This window comes from Pseudomonas sp. QD4, from assembly GCF_049199125.1.
GTDB lineage: Bacteria > Pseudomonadota > Gammaproteobacteria > Pseudomonadales > Pseudomonadaceae > Aquipseudomonas.
Genome location: NZ_JBLZOM010000005.1, coordinates 359033 through 380578, shown reverse-complemented (window position 1 = coordinate 380578; position 21546 = coordinate 359033). Strand labels below are relative to the sequence as shown.

At 62.3% G+C, this 21546-nt stretch carries 22 protein-coding genes and 1 pseudogene; 12 read left to right on the top strand and 11 right to left on the bottom strand.

Annotated features, from left to right (window positions below):
* The 9 genes from hutI to ACOZJV_RS27305 all read left to right on the top strand — a co-directional run.
* On the top strand, nt 1-1172 hold a 1172-nt coding region (gene hutI, locus ACOZJV_RS27345; protein WP_421548915.1), incomplete at its 5' end, for an imidazolonepropionase.
* A 10-nt stretch (nt 1173-1182) separates the two neighbouring features.
* Nucleotides 1183-1986, top strand: a complete 804-nt coding sequence (gene hutG, locus ACOZJV_RS27340) for an N-formylglutamate deformylase (RefSeq protein ID WP_421548914.1) — start codon at nt 1183-1185, stop codon at nt 1984-1986.
* Nucleotides 1987-2160: 174 nt separating this feature from the next.
* Entirely contained in the window at nt 2161-3132 is a 972-nt protein-coding gene (gene pip / locus ACOZJV_RS27335; protein WP_078469424.1) for a prolyl aminopeptidase, read from the top strand.
* Nucleotides 3129-3566 carry a D-aminoacyl-tRNA deacylase gene (dtd, locus tag ACOZJV_RS27330; protein ID WP_421548913.1) on the top strand — a complete coding sequence of 146 codons (438 nt, stop codon included), beginning with the start codon at nt 3129-3131 and terminating at the stop codon, nt 3564-3566. Before pip ends, dtd begins: the two co-directional genes overlap by 4 nt.
* A gap of 276 nt (nt 3567-3842) precedes the next feature.
* Nucleotides 3843-5660 carry a glucan biosynthesis protein gene (locus ACOZJV_RS27325; RefSeq protein ID WP_201129106.1) on the top strand — a complete coding sequence of 606 codons (1818 nt, stop codon included), beginning with the start codon at nt 3843-3845 and terminating at the stop codon, nt 5658-5660.
* Entirely contained in the window at nt 5653-8223 is a 2571-nt protein-coding gene (mdoH, locus tag ACOZJV_RS27320; protein WP_078469426.1) for a glucans biosynthesis glucosyltransferase MdoH, read from the top strand. Before ACOZJV_RS27325 ends, mdoH begins: the two co-directional genes overlap by 8 nt.
* Nucleotides 8224-8608: 385 nt before the next feature.
* Complete coding sequence (locus tag ACOZJV_RS27315) at nt 8609-9406, top strand: transporter substrate-binding domain-containing protein (protein WP_421548912.1); 798 nt, start codon at nt 8609-8611, stop codon at nt 9404-9406.
* A gap of 144 nt (nt 9407-9550) precedes the next feature.
* The gene (locus tag ACOZJV_RS27310) at nt 9551-10510 is read left to right on the top strand and encodes an amino acid ABC transporter permease (RefSeq protein ID WP_078469428.1); all 960 of its coding nucleotides are present in this window, start codon (nt 9551-9553) and stop codon (nt 10508-10510) included.
* Nucleotides 10503-11237: an amino acid ABC transporter ATP-binding protein gene (locus ACOZJV_RS27305; RefSeq protein ID WP_078469429.1), complete on the top strand. Its 735-nt coding sequence runs from the start codon at nt 10503-10505 to the stop codon at nt 11235-11237. The genes ACOZJV_RS27310 and ACOZJV_RS27305 overlap by 8 nt, the downstream gene beginning before the upstream one ends.
* Nucleotides 11238-11369: 132 nt before the next feature.
* Here ACOZJV_RS27305 and ACOZJV_RS27300 read toward each other — a convergent pair whose 3' ends face one another.
* From ACOZJV_RS27300 to ubiE, 11 genes and pseudogenes are all read right to left on the bottom strand, one after another.
* A complete protein-coding gene (locus ACOZJV_RS27300) occupies nt 11370-12083 on the bottom strand; it encodes a methyl-accepting chemotaxis protein (RefSeq protein WP_371106547.1) in 714 nt (237 codons plus the stop codon).
* A gap of 141 nt (nt 12084-12224) precedes the next feature.
* Nucleotides 12225-13175, bottom strand: a pseudogene (locus ACOZJV_RS27295) (methyl-accepting chemotaxis protein); the annotation flags it as partial.
* A gap of 257 nt (nt 13176-13432) precedes the next feature.
* Nucleotides 13433-14140 (bottom strand): 16S rRNA (uracil(1498)-N(3))-methyltransferase, encoded by a 708-nt coding sequence (locus ACOZJV_RS27290; RefSeq protein WP_078469431.1) that lies wholly within the window; start codon nt 14138-14140, stop codon nt 13433-13435.
* Complete coding sequence (gene tatC / locus ACOZJV_RS27285) at nt 14137-14931, bottom strand: twin-arginine translocase subunit TatC (protein ID WP_078469432.1); 795 nt, start codon at nt 14929-14931, stop codon at nt 14137-14139. Before tatC ends, ACOZJV_RS27290 begins: the two co-directional genes overlap by 4 nt.
* The gene (gene tatB / locus ACOZJV_RS27280; RefSeq protein ID WP_421548911.1) at nt 14928-15383 is read right to left on the bottom strand and encodes a Sec-independent protein translocase protein TatB; all 456 of its coding nucleotides are present in this window, start codon (nt 15381-15383) and stop codon (nt 14928-14930) included. The genes tatC and tatB overlap by 4 nt, the downstream gene beginning before the upstream one ends.
* 10 nt (nt 15384-15393) lie before the next feature.
* Complete coding sequence (locus tag ACOZJV_RS27275) at nt 15394-15675, bottom strand: twin-arginine translocase TatA/TatE family subunit (RefSeq protein WP_078469434.1); 282 nt, start codon at nt 15673-15675, stop codon at nt 15394-15396.
* 27 nt (nt 15676-15702) lie between these two features.
* Complete coding sequence (locus ACOZJV_RS27270) at nt 15703-16035, bottom strand: phosphoribosyl-ATP diphosphatase (RefSeq protein WP_020299481.1); 333 nt, start codon at nt 16033-16035, stop codon at nt 15703-15705.
* Nucleotides 16036-16037: 2 nt separating this feature from the next.
* Nucleotides 16038-16430: a phosphoribosyl-AMP cyclohydrolase gene (gene hisI, locus ACOZJV_RS27265; protein WP_201129112.1), complete on the bottom strand. Its 393-nt coding sequence runs from the start codon at nt 16428-16430 to the stop codon at nt 16038-16040.
* A gap of 80 nt (nt 16431-16510) precedes the next feature.
* Nucleotides 16511-18115: a ubiquinone biosynthesis regulatory protein kinase UbiB gene (gene ubiB, locus ACOZJV_RS27260; RefSeq protein ID WP_201129113.1), complete on the bottom strand. Its 1605-nt coding sequence runs from the start codon at nt 18113-18115 to the stop codon at nt 16511-16513.
* A complete protein-coding gene (locus tag ACOZJV_RS27255; protein ID WP_421548910.1) occupies nt 18112-18735 on the bottom strand; it encodes a ubiquinone biosynthesis accessory factor UbiJ in 624 nt (207 codons plus the stop codon). Before ACOZJV_RS27255 ends, ubiB begins: the two co-directional genes overlap by 4 nt.
* A complete protein-coding gene (gene ubiE, locus ACOZJV_RS27250) occupies nt 18735-19505 on the bottom strand; it encodes a bifunctional demethylmenaquinone methyltransferase/2-methoxy-6-polyprenyl-1,4-benzoquinol methylase UbiE (protein WP_020299477.1) in 771 nt (256 codons plus the stop codon). The genes ACOZJV_RS27255 and ubiE overlap by 1 nt, the downstream gene beginning before the upstream one ends.
* 155 nt (nt 19506-19660) lie before the next feature.
* On the opposite strand from ubiE, the gene ACOZJV_RS27245 reads away from it, so the two are divergent.
* From ACOZJV_RS27245 to ACOZJV_RS27235, 3 genes are all read left to right on the top strand, one after another.
* Entirely contained in the window at nt 19661-19936 is a 276-nt protein-coding gene (locus ACOZJV_RS27245) for a polyhydroxyalkanoic acid system family protein (protein WP_201129115.1), read from the top strand.
* A 208-nt stretch (nt 19937-20144) separates the two neighbouring features.
* The gene (locus ACOZJV_RS27240; protein WP_020299475.1) at nt 20145-20567 is read left to right on the top strand and encodes a phasin family protein; all 423 of its coding nucleotides are present in this window, start codon (nt 20145-20147) and stop codon (nt 20565-20567) included.
* Nucleotides 20568-20577: 10 nt separating this feature from the next.
* Nucleotides 20578-21444: a phasin family protein gene (locus tag ACOZJV_RS27235; RefSeq protein ID WP_421548909.1), complete on the top strand. Its 867-nt coding sequence runs from the start codon at nt 20578-20580 to the stop codon at nt 21442-21444.
* Nucleotides 21445-21546: the final 102 nt, after the last annotated feature.

The window sequence follows — 21546 nt, the reverse complement described above, 5'->3', positions numbered from 1 at the left end:
GTTGCGCTTCTGTCTTATTCTTTTTCTTCTGGGGGGGGTTGTTGGTTTGGGTCGGCTCTATCTTCGTGGGTTGGCGCGGGGGGGGGGGGGCCCCCCCCCGCGACTACGCCCAGGTCAAGGACCTGGCTGGAGCCTGGGTAACCCCGGGCTTTATCGATTGCCATACCCATACGGTTTTCGGCGGCAACCGCAGCGGTGAATTCGAGCAGCGCCTGCAGGGCGTGAGTTATGCCGAGATCGCCGCCGCCGGTGGCGGTATCGCCAGCACCGTGCGCGCGACCCGCGCCGCCAGTGAGGACGAGCTGTTCGCCAGTGCCAAAAAGCGTCTGCAAAGCCTGCTGCGCGACGGCGTCACCAGTGTCGAGATCAAGTCCGGCTACGGCCTGGACCTGGCCAGCGAGCGCAAGATCCTGCGGGTTATCCGCCGCCTGGGCGCCGAGTTGCCGGTCAGTGTGCGCAGCACCTGCCTGGCGGCCCACGCCTTGCCACCGGAATACGCCGACCGCGCTGACGACTATATCGACCATATCTGCCACGAGATGCTTCCGGCGCTGGCCGCCGAAGGGCTGGTGGATGCAGTGGATGCGTTCTGCGAATACCTGGCGTTTTCGCCGGCCCAGGTGGAACGGGTGTTTATTGCCGCGCAGGCACTTGGCTTGCCGGTGAAGCTGCACGCCGAGCAATTGTCGTCGCTGCACGGTTCGAGCCTGGCCGCGCGCTACCACGCGCTGTCGGCCGACCACCTGGAATTCATGACCGAAGACGATGCCATCGCCATGGCCCAGTCCGGCACGGTGGCGGTGTTGTTGCCGGGGGCGTTCTACTTTTTGCGCGAAACCCAACTGCCGCCGATGGAGGCCCTGCGCAAGCATGGGGTGAAGATCGCCGTGGCCAGCGACCTCAACCCCGGCACCTCGCCGGCGTTGTCGGTGCGCCTGATGCTGAACATGGCCTGCACCTGTTTTCGCATGACCCCGGAAGAAGCCCTGGCCGGCGTCACGCTGCACGCGGCCAAGGCGCTGGGCATGGAACAGACCCATGGTTCGCTGGAGGTCGGCAAGGTCGCGGACTTTGTCGCCTGGCAGATTGATCGTCCGGCCGACCTGGCCTACTGGCTGGGCGGCGACCTGGAAAAACGCGTCGTGCGTCACGGCGTGGAAGTGACTGTTTAGGAGAATGCTTGTGGATAAGGTGCTGAACTTCAAACAAGGCCGGGTGCCGCTGCTGATCAGCATGCCCCATGCCGGCGTGCGCCTGACGCCCGCCGTGGAGGCCGGGCTGATCGCCGAGGCGCAAAGCCTGCCGGACACCGACTGGCACATCCCGCAGCTCTACGAGTTTGCCCAGGAACTGGGGGCCAGCACCCTGGCTGCCGAGTACTCGCGGTTTGTCATCGACCTCAACCGCCCGTCCGACGACACACCTTTATATGTCGGGGCCACCACCGGCCTGTACCCGGCCACCCTGTTCGACGGCGTGCCGTTGTTCAAGGAGGGCCATGAGCCGTCGGCCGAGGAACGGGTGAGTTACCTGCAAAAGGTCTGGGGGCCGTATCACCGCACCCTGCAGGAAGAACTGGCGCGGCTGCGGGACGAGTTTGGCTACGCCTTGCTGTTCGATGCCCACTCGATCCGTTCGCTGATCCCCCATCTGTTCGAGGGCAGGCTGCCGGACTTTAACCTCGGCACCTTCAACGGCGCCAGCTGCGACCCGCAACTGGCCAACCAGCTGGAGGCTATCTGCGCCGGCCATGGCGACTACAGCCATGTGTTGAACGGGCGCTTCAAGGGCGGTCATATCACCCGCCATTACGGCAACCCGGCCGAGCATATCCACGCGGTGCAACTGGAGCTGGCGCAGAGCACCTACATGGAAGAGTTCGAACCGTTCCGCTATCGCCCGGACCTGGCGGCGCCGACCCAGGTGGTGCTCAAGGAGTTGCTGCAAGGGTTGCTCGCCTGGGGCCGGCAGCGTTACGGCAAGTGAGGGTGCGCGCCCTGGCGGCAAACCCCTGAGGGGGCAGGGTTCATGTGCATGAATGGGGCTGACAACCCCATTTTTCTCAAGGGCATGCCGATTGCGTAATTCGGGTTTATGATGCCGGACGGCAGAATAATTGAAGTCCCCCCAGGGATGAACCCGACCCTTACGGAGCGCGCAATGCAGACTTTGTACCCGCAGATCAAACCCTACGCCCGGCACGATCTGGCTGTCGACGAACCGCATGTGCTGTACGTCGATGAAAGCGGTTCTCCGGAAGGCCTGCCGGTGGTGTTTATCCACGGTGGCCCGGGAGCCGGGTGCGATGCCCAGAGCCGCTGCTACTTCGACCCGAACCTGTACCGCATCATCACCTTCGATCAGCGCGGTTGCGGTCGCTCCACCCCCCACGCCAGCCTTGAAAACAACACCACCTGGGACCTGGTCGCCGACCTGGAGCGGATTCGCCTGCACCTGGGGATCGAAAAGTGGGTGGTGTTTGGCGGTTCATGGGGGTCGACCCTGGCGCTGGCTTACGCGCAAAGCCATCCAGAGCGTGTGCACGGTCTGATTCTGCGCGGGATCTTTCTGGCGCGTCCGCAGGAAATCGAGTGGTTCTACCAGAACGGCGCCAGCCGTCTGTTCCCGGATTACTGGCAGGACTACGTGGCGCCCATCCCACAGGATGAACGCCACGACCTGCTCAACGCCTTCCACAAACGCCTGACCGGCACCGACCAGATTGCCCAGATGCATGCGGCCAAGGCCTGGTCGACCTGGGAGGGGCGCACCGCGACCCTGCGCCCGAACCCGTTGGTGGTGGACCGCTTCTCCGAGCCGCAGCGCGCGCTGTCGATTGCCCGGATCGAATGCCACTACTTCACCAACAATGCCTTCCTTGAGCCCGACCAGCTGATTCGCGACATGGGCAAGATCGCCCACCTGCCGGGGGTTATCGTCCACGGTCGCTACGACGTGATCTGCCCCCTGGACAACGCCTGGGAGCTGCACCAGGCCTGGCCCAACAGCGAGCTGCAAGTCATCCGCGACGCCGGCCACGCGGCCTCCGAGCCAGGGATCACCGACGCCCTGGTGCGCGCCGCCGACCAGATGGCCAGGCGCCTGCTCGACCTGCCGCTTGAAGAAGCATGAAGGGCCTGCTGCAACGGGTGCGTGGTGCACGGGTGGAAGTGGCGGGGGAGGTGGTAGGCGCCATCGACCAGGGGTTGCTGGTGCTGGTGGCGGTCGAACCCGACGACACCCGGGCCAGCGCCGACAAACTTCTGCACAAGCTGCTTAACTATCGGGTGTTCAGTGATCCCGAGGGCAAGATGAATCTGTCCCTGGCCGAGGTCGATGGCGGTCTGCTGCTGGTGTCGCAGTTCACCCTGGCCGCCGACACCAGAAGCGGCTTGCGTCCGAGCTTTTCCACGGCCGCGCCGCCAGCCCTGGGCCAAGAGCTTTTCGACTATCTATTAGCAAAGGCGCAACAGTTACATGGCAAAGTGGCATCGGGACGTTTCGGTGCGGACATGCAGGTGCATCTGGTCAATGATGGCCCGGTAACCTTCCTGTTACAGACCTGAAAGTGCTTGAAACATCTTTTTCCGCCGATTTAGGTCGAAAACAGCTGTTTTACCCAATAAATACTTTGTTCCCCCTGATGCGTTGTAACGCGGCCTACTAGATAATCGCGCGCTACGGGGATCAGCGTTCGTTGGTCCATTTTGACTTAGGTAGAGACTTGTCCGTGACCGCTTGGGGAATCATTTCGCCCCATCGGAGTCGGAACAATGCTCGCCAACCTGGCATATAGATAGCTGGCCGTTGGTTTTTTGATCTGTTTTCGGCGAGGGTTGCTCGTGATTGTTAGTCCCTGTAATGCACCAAAATTGTCTGCCAAACGGTTACGAAACGCGCTGCTGACAGGCTCTGCCCTGCTTTGCCTGCTTGGCGCCGGTCCGCTCATGGCTTTCAATCTGGATGATGTATCGGCCAAAGCCAAAGAGCTGGCCGGGCAGAAGTACGAGGCCCCGCGCAGTAACCTGCCGAACGAATTTCGTGACATGAAGTTCGCGGATTATCAAAAAATCCGCTTCCTCACTGAAAAAGCTGAGTGGGCCAATCAGAAAACCCCCTTCAAGCTGTCGTTCTATCACCAGGGCATGCACTTCGATACGCCGGTGAAAATCAACGAAATCACGGCCAACACCGTCGAAGAGATCAAATACGACCCAAGTCGCTTCGACTTCGGCGACGTCAAGTTCGATCCCAAGGCCACCGAGAAGCTGGGTTATGCCGGTTTCCGTGTGCTGTACCCGATCAACAAGGCCGACAAGCAAGACGAGATCATGACCATGCTCGGCGCGAGCTACTTCCGCGTTGTGGGCAAGGGCCATACCTACGGCTTGTCCGCCCGTGGCTTGGCGATCGATACCGCCTTGCCTTCCGGCGAAGAGTTCCCGCGTTTCAGCGAGTTCTGGATCCAGCAACCCAAGCCGACCGACAAGCACCTGGTGATCTACGCCCTGCTGGACTCGCCGCGTGCAGCCGGTGCCTACCGCCTGACCCTGCGTCCGGGCAGCGACACCATCGTCGACGTCAAGGCCAAAGTGTTCCTGCGGGACAAGGTCGGCAAGCTGGGCATCGCCCCGCTGACCAGCATGTTCCTGTTCGGCGCCAACCAGCCGTCCAAGGTCCTCAACTACCGTCGCGAGTTGCATGACTCCAGCGGCCTGTCGATCCATGCCGGCAATGGCGAGTGGATCTGGCGCCCGCTGAACAACCCGAAACACCTGGCTGTGAGCAACTTCTCGGTCGAAAACCCGCGTGGTTTCGGCTTGCTGCAACGTGGCCGTGACTTCAGCCACTACGAAGACCTCGATGACCGCTACGACAAGCGTCCAAGCGCGTGGATCGAGCCAAAAGGCGATTGGGGCAAGGGCACCGTCGATCTGGTGGAGATCCCGACTGCCGATGAAACCAACGACAACATCGTTGCCTTCTGGAGCCCGGAGAAACAGCCGGAGCCGGGCCAGGCCTTTGATTTCGCCTACCGCCTGCACTGGACCATCGACGAAGCCGCCCTGCATTCGCCGGACAGCGCCTGGGTCGAGCAGACCCTGCGTTCCACGGGTGACGTCAAACAGTCGAACCTGATCCGTCAGCCGGACGGCAGCGTGGCGTACCTGGTGGACTTCCAGGGCCCATCCCTGGCGGCCCTGCCGGAAGATGCCGAAGTGCGCAGCCAGGTCAGCGTTGGCGATAACGCCGAGCTGGTCGAAAACAGCGTGCGCTACAACCCTGAAACCAAAGGCTGGCGCCTGACCCTGCGGATGAAAATCAAGGACGCAGGCAAGTCCACCGAGATGCGTGCGGCGCTGGTGAGAAACGTGGCTCCGGCCGAACCTGCCAAGTCGACCCTGCCGGCATCCAATTCTTCCGTGGCCAAGGCTGACAAGATTGCCGCCAAGCAACAGGAGAAGAAGGACAAGGAAGCCAAGCTGGCCGAGGCCAAGCAAGCTGACGCCAAGCCGGCCAAAGACGCCAAGGACGCCAAGGACAACAAAGACGCGAAGCAGCCTGTCGCTGCCGATGCCGCCCCAGCCACACCGGAATCTGTCCCGACTGAGCAAGTCCTGACCGAGACCTGGAGCTATCAGTTGCCTGCCGATGAGTAACTCTCAAGTACAGCCAGAGACTCTCGCCGAGTACCTGGCGCACCTGCCAATGACGGACGAGCAGCGCGCTGAACTGGCGGGTTGCCAGTCTTTCAGCGAGCTGCACCAGCGGCTGTCGTCTGCAACCTTCGATGCCCCTGCCGATGCCGCCCAGGCGTCGGTCGGCCGGCGTCTGACCCTGAGCACCGCCGAAGAGCTGGAGGACGCCGAAATGCTGGCGCTCGACGCCAGTGGCCGGGTTTGCCTCAAGGCCACGCCACCGATCCGTCGCACCAAGGTGGTTCCGGAGCCGTGGCGCACCAACATTCTGGTCCGTGGCTGGCGGCGCCTGACCGGGCGCACAAACCCGCCGGCACCACCCAAGGATGAGCGGGTGCTCCCGGCGGCGCGCTGGCGTACCGTGGGCTCGATCCGCCGTTACATCCTGCTGGTGCTGATGCTCGGCCAGACCATCGTCGCCGGCTGGTACATGAAAGGCATCATGCCGTACCAGGGCTGGGCCTTCGTCGACCTGGAAGAAGTCCTGCACCAACCCTTGATGCAGACCGCTACCCAGGTGCTGCCGTATGCGCTGCAGACCAGCATCCTGATCCTGTTCGGGATTCTGTTCTGCTGGGTCTCGGCGGGCTTCTGGACCGCGCTGATGGGCTTCCTCGAGTTGCTCACCGGGCATGACAAATACCGTATCTCCGGCGCCAGTGCCGGTGACGAGCCGATCCCTCGGGACGCGCGCACCGCTCTGGTCATGCCGATCTGCAACGAAGACGTGCCGCGGGTATTCGCCGGTTTGCGAGCGACTTTCGAGTCGGTTGCCGCCACGGGTGACCTCGACCGCTTCGACTTCTTCGTGCTCAGCGACAGTAACGATGCCGATATCTGCATCGCCGAACAGCAGGCGTGGCTGGATGTGTGCCGTGAAGCCAAGGGCTTCGGCAAGATCTTCTATCGCCGCCGTCGTCGCCGGGTCAAACGCAAGAGCGGCAACCTCGACGACTTCTGCCGTCGCTGGGGCGGCGACTACAAGTACATGGTGGTGCTCGACGCCGACAGCGTGATGAGCGGTGAATGCCTGACCAGCCTGGTGCGCTTGATGGAAGCCACGCCGGACGCCGGGATCATTCAGACCGCGCCACGGGCTTCGGGCATGGACACGCTGTATGCGCGCATGCAGCAGTTCGCGACCCGGGTCTACGGCCCGCTGTTCACTGCCGGCCTGCACTTCTGGCAGTTGGGTGAATCCCACTACTGGGGCCACAACGCGATCATCCGCATGCAGCCGTTCATCGAGCATTGCGCCCTGGCGCCTTTGCCGGGCAAAGGTGCATTCGCCGGTGCGATTCTTTCCCACGACTTCGTCGAAGCTGCGCTGATGCGCCGTGCCGGCTGGGGTGTGTGGATTGCCTACGACCTGCCGGGCAGCTATGAAGAACTGCCGCCGAACCTGCTGGACGAACTCAAGCGTGACCGTCGCTGGTGCCACGGCAACCTGATGAACTTCCGCCTGTTCCTGGTAAAAGGCATGCATCCGGTGCACCGCGCGGTGTTCCTCACTGGCGTGATGTCCTACCTGTCGGCGCCCTTGTGGTTCTTCTTCCTGGTGTTGTCCACCGCCCTGCTGGCAGTGAACACGCTGATGGAGCCGCAGTACTTCATGGAGCCGCGCCAACTGTACCCGCTGTGGCCGCAATGGCACCCGGACAAGGCCGTGGCCCTGTTCTCGACCACCATCGTGCTGCTGTTCCTGCCCAAGTTGCTGAGCATCATCCTGATCTGGGCCAAGGGCGCGAAAGAGTTCGGCGGCAAGTTCAAGGTGACCCTGTCGATGCTGCTGGAGATGCTGTTCTCCATGCTGCTGGCGCCGGTGCGGATGATTTTCCACACCCGCTTCGTTCTGGCCGCGTTCCTCGGCTGGGCTGCGACCTGGAACTCGCCACAGCGTGACGACGACTCCACGCCGTGGAGCGAGGCGGTCAAGCGCCACGGTCCGCAGACCTTGCTGGGTTTCTTCTGGGCATTGCTGGTGGTGTGGCTGAACCCGAGCTTCCTGTGGTGGCTGGTGCCGATTGTCGGTTCGCTGATGCTGTCGATCCCGGTGTCGGTGATCTCCAGCCGTGTCGGCCTGGGCCTGAAGTCCCGTGACGAGAGCCTGTTCCTGATCCCCGAGGAATACAATCCGCCGCAGGCCTTGCTGGCAACTGATCAGTACACCCACGAAAACCGCTGGCACGCCCTCAACGACGGCTTTATCCGTGCCGTGGTCGACCCGCAGCAGAACGCCCTGGCGTGTGCGCTGGCGACCTCCCGTCACGGTCAGGCCGAGCCGATCGAGTGGCTGCGTATCGAGCGCGTGCGGCATGCGCTGAAAGTCGGGCCGGCGGCCCTCAACAACAGCGAGCGCCTGGCGCTGTTGAGCGACCCGGTGGCTCTGGCCCGCCTGCATGAGCAGGTCTGGAGCGAAGGCCACGGTGAATGGCTCGGTGCCTGGCGCCAGTCGGTAGACGCCGACCCCCATGCCCCGCTGTTACCGTTGCAACCGCTGATCGCGGCCCCGCAACCGGCCTGACGCCAACGCCCTTGAGCTCCCACTCAAGGGCGTTTTACATTGCACCACCACCCTTCAACCCCGTAGCCGCTGCCGCAGGCTGCGCCGGCCGGTACTGGCGCCACCTCTTTTCCTGACACGCTCCGGCGCCCCATAGGGCCAGCGCCGCCCCGCGGGCTCGGCAGCAGCTACAGGTCATACTTTTTCTGGTGCTTCTGCGGTGCTCTCTGGGGCCTGCGTACGGGGTTGTCGTGCTGACAAAAAACCTTGTGCAAATGGCCGAGTGCGTTAGCATCGCTCCCGCAAATTCTTGCGCGTGAACGACAACGGCTTGATATCCGGAGATTTTCCTTCCGGCGCCAGTACGCGCAGGCATCACAATAAAATCGGTTCAGGGGACTTGAAGATGAAGAAGTATCTCTCGATGCTGCTGCTCGGCGTCAGCGCCTTGATGGCAGTCAACGCAGCCCAGGCGGGCGCCATCGACGACGCGGTCAAGCGCGGCACATTGAAAGTCGGCATGGACCCGACCTATATGCCGTTTGAAATGACCAACAAGCGTGGCGAGATCATCGGTTTTGAAGTCGACCTGCTCAAAGCCATGGCCAAGTCCATGGGCGTCAAGCTGGAGATGGTTTCCACCGGTTACGACGGCATCATCCCGGCCCTGCTGACCGACAAGTTCGACATGATCGGCAGCGGCATGACCCTGACCCAGGAACGCAACCTGCGCCTGAACTTCAGCGACCCCTTCATCGTGGTCGGCCAGACCCTGCTGATCCGCAAAGAACTCGAAGGCACTATCAAGTCCTATAAAGACCTGAACAGCGCCGACTACCGTATCACCTCCAAACTCGGCACCACCGGTGAGATGGTCGCCAAGAAGCTGATCGCCAAAGCCAAGTACCACGGCTACGACAATGAGCAGGAAGCGGTGCTCGACGTGGTCAACGGCAAGGCCGACGCCTTTATCTACGACGCCCCGTACAACGTAGTGGCGCTGGGCAAGGTCGGCAACGGCAAGCTTACGTTCCTCGATAAGCCGTTCACCTACGAGCCTCTGGCCTTCGGTCTGAAGAAGGGTGATTACGACAGCATCAACTTCATCAACAACTTCCTGCACCAGATCCACGAAGACGGCACCTACGATCGCATCCATGACAAGTGGTTCAAGAGCACCGAGTGGCTCAAGGACATGGAATAAGCACCCTGTAGCCAAGGCGCTGGTTTTCTTCGGGCCGCTTTGCGGTTCCGCCAGCGCCGTCGCCGCGCCCCGCTCTTTGACCAAGGCAGCGTCCCCCTACCGTTGGGGGGGGCTGTCCTTTGATCGCTATGGATTCACCGACCCATGAAGCAGAAAAAAGCCCAGTGGCCCTGGCACATCCTGACCGTACTGGTCCTGATCGGCCTGGCCGGCGCCCTGTATTACGCCACCTCGCTGATGTCTTACGAATGGCGCTGGAACCGCGTACCGCAGTATTTCGTCTACCAGGCTGAAGAGCCCCAGCGCGCCGCGGAGGTTTCCACTGTCAGCCAGCTGGTGCGCAAGGGCGATACGTTCGAGGTCTCCCTGCGCAACGACGGCGGCAACGAGCAGGTGCTGACGGTCGATGCGACCAGCCTGCAAGTGGCCAATGGCGACGATGTGGGCGAGGGCGATGTGATTGGCATGACTTACCACTGGGCGGCCGGGCCGCTGTTGTGGGGGCTGTGGACCACCTTGTGGCTGTCGGTGGTGTCCGGCGTGCTCGGGCTGCTGATCGGCCTGGCAACGGGCCTGTGCCGGCTGTCGAGCAACCCGACCCTGCGTGATCTGTCGACGATTTATGTCGAGTTGGTACGGGGCACGCCGCTGCTGGTGCAGATTTTCATTTTCTACTTCTTTATCGGCACCGTGCTCAATCTGTCACGGGAGTTCGCCGGGATTGCCGCGCTGTCGCTGTTCACCGGCGCCTATGTGGCGGAAATCATTCGCGCCGGGGTGCAGTCCATTGCCCGCGGGCAGAACGAAGCCGCGCGCTCCCTGGGCCTGAGCGGTGGCCAGTCGATGCGTCATGTGGTGCTGCCGCAGGCGCTCAAGCGCGTGCTGCCGCCGTTGGCCGGGCAGTTCATCAGCCTGGTCAAGGACACCTCGCTGGTCTCGGTGATCGCCATTACCGAACTGCTCAAGAGCGGCCGCGAGGTGATCACCACCTCGTTTTCGCCGTTCGAGATCCTGTTCTGCGTGGCCGGTCTTTATCTGTTGATCAACCTGCCGCTGTCGAAAATCGCCAGCCGGCTTGAGCGGAGGCTCGCGCAAAGTGATTGAAGTCCGCGATCTGGTAAAAGTCTTCGACACCCGCGGCCAAGTGGTGCGCGCGGTGGATAACGTCACCACCCAGGTGGCCCGTGGCGAAGTGCTGGTGGTGATCGGCCCGTCCGGCTCCGGCAAATCGACCTTCCTGCGTTGCCTCAATGGCCTGGAGGAATTCGACTCCGGCTCGGTGAGCATCGACGGCCTGCAACTGGCCGACCCCAAGACCGATGTGAACGCCTACCGCCGGGAAGTGGGCATGGTGTTCCAGCACTTCAACCTGTTTCCGCACATGACGGTGCTGGAAAACCTGTGCCTGGCGCAGAAAGTGGTGCGCAAGCGCGGCAAGAAAGAGCGCGAGGCCAAGGCCCTGGCGCTGCTGGAAAAAGTCGGTATTGCGCAGAAGGCCAATGAGTTTCCGTCACGCCTGTCCGGCGGCCAGCAGCAGCGCGTGGCGATTGCCCGAGCGCTGGCGATGGAGCCCAAGGTCATGCTGTTCGATGAGCCGACCTCGGCCCTGGACCCGGAAATGGTCGGCGAAGTGCTGGACGTGATGAAAACCCTGGCCCTGGAAGGCATGACCATGGTCTGCGTGACCCACGAAATGGGCTTCGCCCGGGAAGTGGCGGACCGGGTGCTGTTTTTCGACCACGGCAAACTGCTGGAAGACGCCGCGCCGGCGGCGTTCTTCGACGCCCCCCAGGACCCCCGGGCCCAGGCCTTCTTGCGCCAGGTGCTGTAGCCGCTCCTGATTCACTCGGCCCCGAGCGCAACCTGCTGGCAGCGGCTACAAATGTAGCCGCTGCCGAGGGACGAGGCTGCGCTGTCCATCCCTGACACACCCGCTCACCTGCTAGGCCATTGCGGCTACCGGTCAGACCCGAAAGCGCCCCACCAGGCTTTGCAGGTGGATGCCCAGGCGCGCCAGTTCGGCGCTGGAGGCGGCGGTTTCTTCGCTGGCGGCGGAGGTCTGCTCGGAAACGTCACGCACGTTCAGCACGCTGCGGTTGATCTCTTCGGCCACGGCGCTTTGCTGCTCGGCGGCGGTGGCGATCTGTTGGTTCATGGCCTGGATCGCCGACACCGTACGGGTGATGTTCTCCAGGGCGCCGCCGGCACGCCGGGTCAGCTCGACGCTGCTTTCGGTCAGGCCACGGCTGTTGTCCATGATGGTTGCCACCTGCTGGGTGCCGCTTTGCAGGCCGACGATCAACTCCTCGATCTCCTCGGTGGACTTCTGTGTGCGCTGGGCCAGGCTGCGCACCTCGTCGGCCACCACCGCAAAACCACGGCCGGCTTCCCCGGCACGAGCGGCTTCGATGGCGGCGTTGAGCGCCAGCAGATTGGTCTGCTGGGCCACGGACTTGATCACATCCAGCACGCTGCCGATCTTGTCGCTCTCGTGCTTGAGGTGGCTCATGGCGTCGGTGGAGTTGCCGACCTCGGTCGCCAGGCGCTCAATCTGGGCGATGGCTTCGCTGACCACCCGATCACCCTCGCGGGCCTGTTGATCGGCAGCCACAGCGGCCTCGGAGGCCTCCTCGGCGTTACGCGCGACCTCTTGCACGGTAGCCGCCATCTCATTCATGGCGGTGGCGACCTGGTCGGTCTCGACTTTCTGGTTATTGACCCCGGCGCTGGTCTGCTCGGTGACGGCCGACAGCTGCTCGGCGGCGCTGGCGATCTGGGTCACGCCATCGCCGATGCCGCCGATCAGCTCGCGCAGGCTCAGGGTCATGCGCTGCATGGCGCCTTGTAGCTGGCCCAGCTCATCACGGCGCTCGACGTTGAGGTTCTGGCTCAGATCCCCCGAGGCGACCCGCTCGGCGGCTTTCAGCGCCTGTTGCAGGGGAATGACGATCTGCCGGGTGATGCTCCACGCGGCGATCAGGCCAAAGAGCAGGGCCAGTGCGGTGACGATGATCAGCGTGTTCCGGGCCTGGGTCGCGTCGCTGTCGCGCTTGAGAGTCTGGGCGCTGGTGAGCTGCTTGCTCAGGTCCATCAGGCGCGTGCCTTGATCGGCCATGCGTTTGAGCGCTGCGGCACTGGCCACTTGCGAGTCACGGAACTCGCTGACGGCGGCGCGATAGCCTTTGAGGGAGTCGGTGGCCTGTTGCAGGTTGGCGATATGTTGCTCAGGCAATCGGGTCGGCAGGCTGGCCAGGTTGCTCAGGGCGTTGTCGATGGCGTCCAGGGCCGGCTGCTCGGCATCGGCCTTGCCGCTGTAGGTGTAGCCACGCACCTGGAAGCGCGCCTGCTGGATCAGCTTGGAAAGATCGATGACGCTGTTGAACTGGGCGACGCTGTCGCCCTGCAGCAGGGATTTCTCGACCTCGGCAACCCGGGCCACGGCGTTGTCCGCGGTGGCCCCGAGTTTGCCGCGGGCGGCCTCACGGCTGTCGGTGGCACGGTTCATGTCGCTGAAAGCGGCCTTGTACTCGCCGACCGCTGCCAGCTGTTGGTCAATCAGGGTCAGGCTGTCGGATTGCTCCAGCATGCCGCGTGCAGTCTGCAAGCCGCTGTCGAGCTGCTTGAGCAGGTCGCTGACCGCCCCCGGGCCTTGTTCGCCGCGGCGCATTTCGTAATCCAGGCGCGCGGCACGCAGGTCCTTGGTCAATTCGTTGAGGCTGGAGATGTAGCCGAGCTTGTCGCCACGCTCGATCACGCTGCCCAGGCCCATCCAGCCGGTGGCGGTGATCAGCAGGGTCAGGAGCAGCACCAGGCCGAAGCCAAAGCCCAGTTTTTTATTGACGCTTACATTCCCCAGGGTTTGGGCGAGCCAGCGGTACATGGTGTGAACTCCCTTTTTTGCCGATTGGGTTTATCCATACGCTATCGGCGGGCACGGGCGTTCCTGTAGGCAACGGCCTGCCGACAATGGCGCAATAGAGGGGGGTAGCGCTGGATGCAGGGCGCCGGCGAGCACCTGCTCGAGCCTCAGAACAAGCGGGCGAGCAGGGCGGTGACGGCGGTTTCGACGCGCAGGATGCGTTCGCCGAGCTGTACCGGTTGCAGGCCGGCCTTGCCCAGCAAGTCGATTTCGTAGGGGATCCAACCGCCTTCGGGGCCGATGGCCAGGGTCACCGGTTCGTCCAGCCCGCGTGGGCAGGCCGGGTAGGGGCCCGGGTGGCCGACCAGGCCCCGCGTGCCTTCAACCAGGCCAGGCAGGCGGTCTTCGACAAAGGGTTTGAAGCGTTTTTCGATCAGCACCTGCGGCAGCACAGTGTCCCGGGCCTGTTCAAGGCCGAGAATCAGCTGTTCGCGAATGGCCGCAGGTTCGAGGAAGGGGGTTTGCCAGAAGCTCTTTTCGACCCGGTAGCTGTTGACCAGGATCAGCCGTGGCACGCCCATGGCGGAAACGGTCTGCAGCACCCGACGCAGCATCTTCGGCCGGGGCAGGGCCAGCACCAGGGTCAGCGGCAGCTTGGCGGGCGGCGACAGGTCGAGGTTGACCCGCAGTTCGGCCTCATGGGCCTCCAGGCGCAGCAGTTCGGCCGAACCCATCGCGCCGTCGATGCGCCCGACCCGCAGGCTGTCACCGACCGCGGCGCGATGCACTTCCTGCATGTGGGTCAGGCGCCGGTCACGCAGGATCACGCGGTCCGGCGCGATGAAATCGGCCTCTTCGAGGAGCAGCAGGTTCACGCCTGGGTCGCTGGCGGCTGGTCGTTGTGATCGTCGGCCGGTTGATCGTCCACGTGGTCGCCACGCTTGCTGATCAGGCTGCCGAACAGGATGCCGATTTCAAACAGCAGCCACATGGGAACGGCCAGCAGCGTCTGCGAGAAAATGTCCGGCGGCGTGAGGATCATGCCGACCACGAAGCAGCCGATGATCACGTACGGGCGGATCTTCTTCAGGTATTTGACGTCGACGACGCCGATCCAGACCAGCAGCACCACGGCCACCGGGATCTCGAAGGCCACGCCAAAGGCGAAGAACAGGGTCATCACGAAATCGAGGTAGCTGGTGATGTCGGTCATCATTTCGACGCCGGCCGGAGTGGCGGCGGCAAAGAACTTGAAGATCAGCGGGAACACCAGGAAGTAGGCGAAGGCCATGCCGGTGTAGAACAGCATGATGCTCGACACCAGCAGCGGCACGGCGATGCGTTTTTCATGCTTGTACAGGCCCGGTGCGATAAAGCCCCAGATCTGATGCAGGATCACCGGGATCGCCAGAAACAGCGAGACCATCATGGTCAGCTTCAGCGGCGTCAGGAACGGCGAGGACACATCGGTGGCGATCATCGTCGCGCCCACCGGCAGGTACTGGCGCAGCGGCGTGGAGACGAAGGTGTAGATCTGCTGGGTGAAGGCGAACAGCCCGGCAAAGATCAGGAAGATCGCCGCGACGCAGCGCAACAGGCGGGTGCGCAACTCGGTGAGGTGCGACACCAGCGGCATGTGTTGGTCGTTTTCCGGAATATCGCTCATGGGGCTCGCGGCGGCAAAGTAGGGTCATGGGGCGCGGGCGTGGCTGGAGCCGCCGCGGCAGGTGCAGGTTCAGTCAGCGTCTGGGGCGTGGCCGGCTCGACGGGGGCGGTCGGTGCTGGCGCCGGGGCGCTGGCCACTGGCGGAGCGTCGCTCGCAGCCGGGGCCGGTTGTTCGGCCACCGGTGGCGGCGGGGTGGCTTCCAGCTGGGTCGGTGCCAGGATCTTCCGCGCTTCCTGCTCCAACGACAGAATGTGTTCGTTGTGCAGTTGCCGGCGAATCTCGTCGGCACCGATTTCCCGTTCAACTTCCTGTTTAATCGCATTGAAGCTGCGCTTCAGGCGCCCGACCCAGAGACCGGCGGTCCGCGCAGCACCCGGCAGGCGCTCAGGGCCCAGGACCAGCAGGGCCACGAGGCCGACGAGCAGCAGTTCAGAGAAGCTGATACCAAACATTAGTCAGTGCTCACGAGTCTTTGCGGGTCGGCTCTTCGACTTTTTGGGCCTGCACGTCAATGGTGTGCGGTTGGCTCAGCGGCGCGGTGGTGTGTGGTTGCACCGGTGGCACGGGCTGCGCGGTCGGCGGTACCACAGGCTCGGCAGGCTTTTCATCGTCGTTCATGGCCTTGCGAAAGCCCTTGATCGATTCGCCGACATCAGTGCCCAGGTTCTTCAGTTTCTTGGTGCCGAATACCAGTACCACGACAACCAGGATGACGATCCAGTGTTTCCAGTCAAAAATGCCCATGCTGCGTTTTCCTCTCTAAAGTGTGGTTCAGGCGGATGGGCGCGAGGCCTTCTCGGCGTGCCCGGACAAACCGAAGCGACGATCCAGCTCATCGAGAACGGCCTGCGGATGCTGCCCCAGTTGGGCGAGCATGACCATACTGTGAAACCACAAATCGGCGGTTTCGTAGATCACATCGCTGCAGTCGCCACTGATGGCGGCGTCCTTGGCGGCAAGGATGGTTTCGACCGACTCTTCGCCCACTTTCTCCAGAATCTTGTTCAGACCCTTGTGGTACAGGCTGGCGACATAGGAACTGTCGGCCGCGGCCCCTTTGCGCTCTTCCAGCACCTGTGCCAGACGGTTCAGGGTGTCATTCATGTTCAGTGTCCTGCCGAATAAATCGCATGCGGGTCTTTGAGGACCGGTTCGACGGTCTTCCACTCGCCGTTCTGGTGAACGCGGTAGAAGCAGCTATGGCGGCCGGTGTGACAGGCGATGTCGCCGACTTGCTCGACCATCAGGATGATCACGTCGGCGTCGCAGTCCAGGCGCATTTCGTGGAGCTTCTGCACGTGCCCGGACTCTTCGCCCTTGCGCCACAGTTTGCCGCGCGAACGTGACCAGTAAATGGCACGGTTCTCGGCGGCGGTCAGGCTCAGGGCCTCGCGGTTCATCCAGGCCATCATCAGCACGCGCCCGGTCTTGTGATCCTGGGCGATGGCCGGCACCAGGCCGTCAGCGTCCCATTTAATCTCGTCCAGCCAATCTTTCATCTTCGACTCCGACTACCAGGTTCAACCCGATGGTTGCGCCTCGGCGATTTGAACAGTTTGCCAGCCGACTGCGTCACTGGCTATCGGCGAACGACCAGATACAGGCCGACCGCAATCATGATTCCCGCCGGCCAGTGCCCCAGTTCGTTCAACGGGCCACCGACTGCCAGGATCGCGCCGCCGGCCAGATGGGCGCAGCCCAGCAGGCGCAGGAACCAGTCGTCCTTGCGCTGATGCCAGGGCGGCGGCGGGTCCTTGGCGTGGGGTTGGGACATGCGTTCGAGCAGGTCGCGGGTCATGTTGGCCAGGTGCGGCAGTTGTTCGACCTGGCTGTGGAGGTTGCCCAGCAGGGTTTTCGGGCTGACCCGCTCGCGCATCCAGCGTTCGAGGAAAGGCTGCGCGGTGTTCCACAGGTCCAGGTCCGGGTACAGCTGGCGGCCCAGGCCCTCGATGTTGAGCAGGGTCTTTTGCAGCAGCACCAGTTGCGGCTGGACTTCCATATTGAAGCGCCGCGCCGTCTGGAACAGGCGCATCAGCACCTGGCCGAAGGAAATATCCTTTAACGGTTTTTCGAAGATCGGTTCGCACACGGTGCGGATCGCCGCTTCGAATTCGTTGAGTTTGGTTTCCGCCGGCACCCAGCCGGAGTCAATGTGCAACTGGGCCACGCGGCGGTAGTCGCGCTTGAAAAAGGCGAACAGGTTGCGCGCCAGGTAGTCCTGGTCCTCGGGCGTCAGGCTGCCGACGATGCCGCAGTCGATCGCTATGTATTGCGGGCTCCACGGGTTGACGGTGCTGACAAAAATGTTGCCCGGGTGCATGTCGGCGTGGAAGAAGCTGTCGCGGAACACCTGGGTGAAGAAAATCTCCACACCGCGCTCGGCGAGCATCTTCATGTCGGTGCGCTGGTCGGCCAGGGTCGCGAGGTCGGTGACCTGGATCCCGTAGATACGCTCCATCACCAGCACTTTGGGGCGGCACCAGTCCCAGTAGACCTGGGGCACATACAGCAGCGACGAGCCCTCGAAGTTGCGCTTGAGCTGGCTGGCGTTGGCCGCCTCGCGCAGCAGGTCGAGTTCGTCGTAGATGGTTTTTTCGTAGTCGCTGACCACGTCCACCGGGTGCAGCAGGCGTGCGTCGGCCGAGAGTTTTTCCGCAGTGCGGGCCAGGATGAACAGCCACGCCAGGTCCTGGGCGATGATCGGCTTGAGGCCCGGGCGGATGACCTTGACCACCACCTCTTCACCACTTTTGAGCTGCGCGGCGTGCACCTGCGCCACCGAAGCTGAGGCCAGGGGCTCGATATCAAAGCGACTGAAGACGTCGCTGATCTTCTTGCCCAACTGCTGCTCGATCAGCGCCACGGCCTTTTGCGAGTCGAACGGCGGCACGCGGTCCTGCAGGCGCATCAGTTCATCGGCGATGTCTTCGGGGAGCAGGTCGCGGCGGGTGGAGAGGATCTGCCCGAACTTGATAAAGATCGGCCCAAGGTCCTGCAGTGCCAGGCGCAAGCGCGCACCCCGGCTCAGCTCCAGCGGTTTGCGCGGCAGCCAGCGCCAGGGCAGGGCGTAGCGCAGGGCCAGGAGAAACCAGGGCAGGGGCAGGGCAAACAGCAGGTCATCGAGGCGGTAACGAATCACGACGCGCTGGATGCGCAACAAACGGCGGACGGCGAGCAGCTTCATGCGTTATCGCTTGGATCAAGGGATCGGGAAAGGCGCTCGAAGCGCGCCTCAAGACGTTCCAGGTCGAGTTTGATCTGGTCCAGCTCGCTAAACCGGGCTTCGGCTTCGCGCTGGCCTACCAGGGTGCGTGATTCTTCGGCCAGGTATTCGCCCAGGTTCTGATTGAGGCTGGCGAACCCTTGCTGATACCAGCAGGCCCGGCTGCGCACATGGCCGCTGAACAGCGAGGTGGCGACCGGGCCAAGCCAGCGCGACAGCTCGTATTCCCAGTCCAGGTCGAGGTCCTGGAGGATCGCCGCCAGTTCCATGAGCACGCCGCTGTCGCCTTCCAGCTCGACCTCGGGGCCATGCAGGATCGTGGTCTTGTCTTTGCTCAGGGCCAGCTTTAGCAGGCTTGAGGCCGGGGCCCGCAAGGTACAGTCGGCATCGGTGGCCCAGTGCGCGGCCAGCATCAGGCCTTCATCGCTGGGCAGGATAAACAGCTGCAACGCCGGGTTGCGGCAGTCAACCGCGATCACCTTGCCGCTCAGTTGTTGCAGACGCGGCAGGGCCGTGCTGTCGAGGCGCAGCACGCGATGGACGCCGAGTTCGACGCTGGCGAGCAGGCCGCTGAGCAACATCAGGGCTTGATGCCGCGATGCAGGGCGACGATGCCCGCGGTCATGTTGTGGTAGGTCACGCGGTCGAAACCGGCCTCGACCATCATCGATTTCAGGGTTTCCTGATTCGGGTGCATGCGGATCGATTCGGCCAGGTAACGGTAGCTTTCCGAGTCATTGGTGATCAGCTTGCCCATCAACGGCATGAAGGCGAACGAATACGCGTCATAGGCCTTGGACATCAGCGCGTTGGTCGGCTTGGAGAACTCCAGCACCAGCAGGCGGCCACCGGGCTTGAGTACGCGCAGCATCGAGCGCAGGGCGTCTTCCTTGTGGGTGACGTTGCGCAGGCCGAAGGCGATGGTCACGCAGTCGAAATGGTTGTCCGGGAACGGCAGTTTTTCTGCATCGGCCTGGACGAATTCGACATTGCCGGCCACACCGAGGTCCAGCAGACGGTCGCGACCGACCTTGAGCATGGATGCGTTGATATCAGCCAGTACTACCTGGCCGGTCGGGCCAACCAGGTGCGAGAACTTCTTGGTCAGGTCGCCAGTGCCACCGGCGATGTCCAATACGCGGTTGCCGCTGCGTACGCCCGACAGCTCGATGGCAAAGCGCTTCCACAAACGGTGCATCCCGCCCGACAGCAGGTCGTTCATCAGGTCGTACTTGGCGGCTACCGAGTGGAACACCTCAGCGACTTTTTCCGCCTTTTGGCTTTCTGGAACGTTCTTGAAGCCGAAGTGTGTGGTGGGTTCGGCATCGCTGCCTTTGCGCTGATCAGTCATATCGCTGTCACCAAAAGAGAATGCGGGACATTCTAATCCCGGTGGCGGCCTTTGTCTTGGCAAGGCTGAATGTAAGATAGTGCGCCGCCGAGACGTTTTGACGCAGCCACGGTCAAGATGCTTCAGGCAAGTCCCGATAAATCAGGAGTTATTTAATGGCCCGTATTACTGTTGAACGTGCCCATGGCCTGGGCAAGGAAGCAGCCCGTGAAAAGGCTGAGCAACTGGCGCAGAAACTGGCCGATCAATATGGCCTGGAACCCAAGTGGTCGGGCGACACCCTGAACCTCAAGCGTTCCGGAGTCAAAGGCACGGTGCACGTGGGCGAGGAGTTGATCCGGATTGATGTTGAACTGGGCCTGTTGATGTCCGCCATGAGCGGCACCATCAAGTCGGAAATCGAAAAGGCTCTGGATAAAGCCCTGGCCTGATTGGCTGTTACAGCAACTGGCTTGCCGGCCATCGCAGGCGTTGCAATGGCGCTGATTGAACACCACCGGTAAGCCAGCACCCCTATCAAGTTGCTTCACTGTTTTGTTGCAGTGGTTAGGGTGCCGATTCTAATTTTTCTCACTACTTTGTGCTTCAGCCCCATTTTCTGTGGGCAGTTCCTCCAACCTTCTGCGCGTGAGGTGCACCATGGCCAAAGTAATTCTGAAGAAAAAAGTTGATGTTTCGTCGACTGCTCTGAGTGAAGTCAAATCCTATGCCCGCAAGATCTGGCTGGCAGGCCTGGGTGCCTACGCCAAGGTCGGGCAGGAAGGCAGCGAGTACTTCCAGGAGCTCATCAAGGAAGGTCAAGTTGTTGAAAAGAAGGGCAAAAAAGTTGTGACTGAACAACTTGATGCTGCCAACAGTCAAATCGACAACGTCAAGGGTGATGTCACCAGTCTCAAAGGCAAAGTTGAAGTGCAACTGGATAAAGTCGAAAAGGCTTTTGACACGCGCGTCGCAAGTGCCTTGAATCGCATCGGCATTCCGTCTAAACATGACGTTGAGACACTCTCTGCTAAGCTCGATGAGCTGACGGCATTGCTCGAACGTGTCGCGCGTAAACATTAAGGAGAACGGGATGGCTGGTAAAAAGAATACTGAAAAAGAAGGCAGCTCGTGGATCGGGAAAGTCGAAGACTACTCCCGCAAAATCTGGCTTGCTGGTTTAGGCGTGTACTCGAAGATTGACACTGACGGCAGCAAACTCTTCGAGACCCTGGTCAAAGATGGCGAGAAAGCCGAGAAGCTGACTAAAAGTGCGGTCGGCAAGAAAGTTGAATCCGCCAAGGATTCCGCCAGCTCTGCCAAGTCGCGTATCAGTGATGTCAAAGACCGTGCACTGGGCAAGTGGGACGAACTCGAAGGTGCGTTCGACAAGCGTCTGAACAGTGCCATCTCGCGCCTCGGCGTGCCAAGCCGCAATGAGGTCAAGGCCCTGCACAGCAAGGTCGATACCCTGACCAAGCAAATCGAAAAACTCACAGGTGCCAAGGTGGCTCCCGTTGCGGCTAAAACTGCAGCGGCCAAGCCGGCTGCCAAACCCGCCGCCAAGCCACTGGTCAAGGCTGCTGCTAAACCAGCTGCCAAGCCAGCTGCAAAACCTGCCGCCAAGACCGCAGCGGCTAAACCGGCAGCCAAACCTGCCGCCAAGACCGCCGCCGCGAAACCTGCCGCCAAACCCGCGGCCAAACCAGTAGCCGCCAAGCCGGCAGCCAAGCCAGCAGCTAAACCTGCTGCGAAGCCCGCCGCTAAAACAGCCGCCGCCAAACCGGCAGCTGCTGCCAAGCCTGCGGTCAAACCGGCAACCAAGCCGGCCGCGGCGAAAAAGCCGGTAGCCAAGAAACCTGCTGCCCCGGTCAGCCCAGCGAACTCCTCGTCGGCTCCGACCTCGGTTGCAACCCCGACTGCCGCGCCAACTCCAGTGACGCCAACCAGTCAAACCTGATCTTTTCAAGTTTTGCAAAAACGCCCGGCCTGCAAAGGTCGGGCGTTTTTGTTGCTGCCCGCCAGGGCTTGAATCCTTGAATGCACTGCTTGCCGGTCAGCA